At 72.7% G+C, this 3,526-nt stretch carries 6 protein-coding genes; all 6 read right to left on the bottom strand.

Features of this window, described 5'->3' with window-relative positions; translation table 11 throughout:
- Positions 1-804: ATP-binding cassette domain-containing protein (locus CCR87_RS00775; RefSeq protein ID WP_201155426.1), on the bottom strand; the 804-nt coding region annotated here is incomplete at its 3' end.
- Positions 804-1,472 (bottom strand): molybdate ABC transporter permease subunit, encoded by a 669-nt coding sequence (gene modB / locus CCR87_RS00770; protein ID WP_201155425.1) that lies wholly within the window; start codon positions 1,470-1,472, stop codon positions 804-806. The genes modB and CCR87_RS00775, both read right to left, overlap by 1 nt.
- A gap of 3 nt (positions 1,473-1,475) precedes the next feature.
- The gene (modA, locus tag CCR87_RS00765) at positions 1,476-2,252 is read right to left on the bottom strand and encodes a molybdate ABC transporter substrate-binding protein (protein WP_201155424.1); all 777 of its coding nucleotides are present in this window, start codon (positions 2,250-2,252) and stop codon (positions 1,476-1,478) included.
- Positions 2,253-2,320: 68 nt separating this feature from the next.
- Positions 2,321-2,692 carry a winged helix-turn-helix domain-containing protein gene (locus CCR87_RS00760; RefSeq protein ID WP_201155423.1) on the bottom strand — a complete coding sequence of 124 codons (372 nt, stop codon included), beginning with the start codon at positions 2,690-2,692 and terminating at the stop codon, positions 2,321-2,323.
- Positions 2,693-2,736: 44 nt separating this feature from the next.
- Complete coding sequence (locus tag CCR87_RS00755; protein WP_201155422.1) at positions 2,737-3,081, bottom strand: Rid family hydrolase; 345 nt, start codon at positions 3,079-3,081, stop codon at positions 2,737-2,739.
- Positions 3,078-3,446 (bottom strand): RidA family protein, encoded by a 369-nt coding sequence (locus tag CCR87_RS00750; RefSeq protein ID WP_201155421.1) that lies wholly within the window; start codon positions 3,444-3,446, stop codon positions 3,078-3,080. Before CCR87_RS00750 ends, CCR87_RS00755 begins: the two co-directional genes overlap by 4 nt.
- Between the last annotated feature and the right edge of the window lie 80 nt (positions 3,447-3,526).

Below are 3,526 nucleotides of genomic sequence, written 5' to 3'. Positions count from 1 at the left end.
GCGCAGGGGGGTCCCGGGGGGGGTCGGCACGAACAGCGGTCCGCCCGCCGTCGCCAGCTCCGTCAGGCCATCGGGCAGATCGGCGGTGACCGTCGCCGGCAACATCGCCGCCAGTTCGCGCAGCCCCAGCGCACGCAGGGCGACGGGGTCGGCCATCACCTCGGCGGTGGTGCCGTCGCGGACCTTGCGGCCGGCGTCGATCACCAGCATGCGGTCGGCCAGCCGCTGCGCCTCGGTGACGTCGTGGGTGACCAGCACCACCGGCATGGCCAGATACGCGCGCAGGGCGATGATCTCGGCGTACAGGGTCTCGCGGGTGGCGCGGTCGACGGCCGAGAACGGCTCGTCCAGCAGCAGCGCGCGCGGGCGACGGGCCAGCGCGCGGGCCACGGCCACGCGCTGCTGCTGGCCGCCCGACAGCTGCGCCGGGCGCCGCGCGTCCAGCCCCGGCAGGTTCACCAGCGCCAGCAGCCGCGCGGCCTCGGCGCGGTCGGGGCGGTCCATCGCGGCCATCACATTGCCCAGGGCCGTCATGTGGGGAAACAGCGCATAGCTCTGGAACACCAGGCCCACGCGGCGGCGGTGGGTGGGCACATCCACACCCGCGCCGGTGTCCAGCCACACCGCGCCGTCCACCACCACCCGTCCCGCATCGGGCCGCCACAACCCGGCGATGGCGCGCAACAGCGTCGTCTTGCCCGCGCCCGAAGGCCCCACCAGCGCCAGCAGCTCGCCCGCCGCCACGCGGAACGCCACATCCAGCGGGATCGGCGCGGCGGCGCGCGCGTGCACCTCCAGCGCCATCACCCCAGCCTCCGGCCCAGCCGGGCCGACAGCGCCAGCGTCAGCGCGATGGTCGCCAGCGAGATCGCCACCAGCACCGCCGACATGATCCCGGCGGCGCGGTCGTCAAAGGCCTGCACCTCGTCGTAGATGGCGATGGCGATGGTCTTCGTCTCGCCGGGGATGGAGCCGCCGACCATCAGCACGATGCCGAATTCCCCCAGCGTGTGGGCGAATGTCAGCACCATCGCCGTCAGCACCCCGGGCCAGGCCAGCGGCAGTTCCACCCGCCACAGGCTGGCCATGGGCGACATCCCGCAACAGCGCGCGGCCTCGCGCACCTCCGGGGCGATGGCCTCGAAGCCGCGCTGCGCGGGCTGGATCGCGAACGGCAGGTTGAAGATGACCGAGGCCACCACCAGCCCCTCGAACGAGAACACAAGCTGGCTGCCGAACAGCGACTGCCACACCTGCCCCAGCGCCGAGTCGCGCCCGAACGCCACCAGCAGGTAGAACCCGAACACCGTCGGCGGCAACACCAGCGGCAGCATCACCAGCGCCTCCACCAGCGTGCGCCCGCGGAACCGCCGGTACGCCAGCGCCCGCCCCGCCAGGATCGACACCGGCAGCAGCAGCGCCACCGTCCACGCCGCCAGCCGCAGCGACAGGCCAAGGGCGGTCCAGTCCACCCCCTACTCCGCCGGCAGCACGAAGCCGTAGCGCGCCATGATCGCGCGCGCGGGCGGCGCCATCAGATAGGCATAGAACGCCTCGGCCACCTCTCCGGCGCCATTGAGCAGCGCCATGCGCTGGCGCAGCGGTTCGTGCAGCGCCTCGGGGATCAGCACATGGGTGCCCCGGGCGGCGACCTGCGGCGCCAGCGCAAGGGAATAGGCGATGATCCCCCCCTCGGCATTGCCCGACAGCGCGAATTGCGCGGCCTGGCTGACGTTTTCGCCCAGCACCAGCGCGGGTTGCAGATCCGCCCACAGCCCGCGCGCCATCAGCGCCTCGCGGGCGCGCATGCCATAGGGGGCGTGGTCGGGGTTGGCGATGGCAAAGCGGGTGATCCCCCCGGCCGCCATCAGCGCGGCCAGATTGTCCAGCCCCGCATCCGGCACCAGCGCCGATCCGTGCGGCGCCATCACCACCAGCCGCCCGATGGCATACAGATCACCCGCGTCGCGCGTCAGCCCGTCGGCATGCAGATCGGCGATGAAGGCCTCGTCGGCGGCCATGAAGATCTCGAACGGGGCACCGGCGCGGATCTGGCGGGCGAAATTCCCGGTGGAGCCGAGCGACAGCCGCACCCGCATCCCGGTCTCGGCCTCGAAGGCGGCGGCGATCTCGGCCACGGCGAACTGAAGATCCGACGCGGCGGCGACGACGGGCGCGTCGGCGCGCGCAGGCGCCGCCGCCAGCGCCAGCAGCACCGCAAGGCCAAGCGACCGGACAAGGGACATCGGCATGCGCGGGATCCTCCGGGTTGTTATGTATCACCGACCATAACGCCCGAGGTCCCCGCCCGAGGCAAGCGTTATCTTTCCCCGGATACATCGCGCAGCCGCGCCCGCAGCGCCGCCAGCCGCGCCGCCCCGGCGCACGCCGCGTCACGCTCCAGCGCGCGGTACAGCTCCAGCACCTCGTGGCCCGCGGGCGTCAGCACCGCGCCGCCGCCGCCCGCACCGCCGCGTGTGCGCGCCACCAGCGGATCGCGGAACATCGCGTTCAGCGTGCCCACCAGCGCCCAGGCGCGCTTGTAGCTCATGCCCATCTCGCGGCCCGCGGCGGCGATGGAGCCGCACGCCGCGATCCGCTCCAGAAGTTCGGCCTTGCCCGGCCCGATCATGCCTGCGTCGTCAAAGACGACCCGGATGCGCAGCCGCGGGCGATCGCTGTCATGTTCCATCGCGCCACAGTGTGGCCCCGGCCGGCAATGTGCAAGCGCGCCCCTCAGCGCGCGGCATAGGCGCGGATCTCCACCAGCGTGTCGCGGCGCGAGGCGGCGGCCTGCACCACCGACAGCGCGGGCGGATGGTCGGGGTCCACCCAGTCGTTCCACGCCGCCCGGAACCCGGCAAAGTCGCGGATGTCGGCCAGCCACACCTGGACCATCATCAGCCCCGCCCGGCCGGCGGCGTGCTCGTGCAGGTGCCCGTCGATCACCGCCAGGATCTGGCGCGTCTGGTCCGCCACGTCGCCCGAGCGGTCGGGCGCGGTCAGGCAGCTCGACATCAGCTGCGCGCAGGCGGCGCCCAGATGGATGGCCGGGCGGTCGATTCGGTCGAAGCGGATCATGGCCGCACCGTGCGGCAGGCCGTCACCACCACCTCCACCAGCAGGTCGGGGCGCAGCAGCTCGCCCGCCACGCAGGTCCGCGCGGGCGGGTTGTCCGGATCGGCCCAGTCGTTCCAGACCGCGTTCATGGCGCTGAAATAGCGCATGTCCTTGATCCAGACATGCACCATGAAGATCGCGTCCTGGCCCTCGCCCATCTCGGCCAGCGCCGCGTCCACATTGGCCAGCGCCCCGCGCATCTGGTCGCGGATGTCGCCGTCGGTGGTGTCGGGCTGCATCCCCGACAGGAAGATCAGGCTGTCCGAGGCGACGATCTGCGCCTTGCGCGCGCCGTCCAGGGTGGTGATGTTGCGCCGCTCCAGCATGGGCGTGTCCTTTCATCGGGTGGGGTCATCGGGTGGGGGGCACCGCGCAGATGCCCTGCCGGTCGTCCGCGGGACCGGCA

The sequence above is a fragment of the Rhodobaculum claviforme genome (assembly GCF_016653255.1).
Lineage (GTDB): Bacteria > Pseudomonadota > Alphaproteobacteria > Rhodobacterales > Rhodobacteraceae > Rhodobaculum > Rhodobaculum claviforme.
Note: the sequence above shows the minus strand (reverse complement) of the source record. Positions and strands in the feature narration are given on the sequence as shown.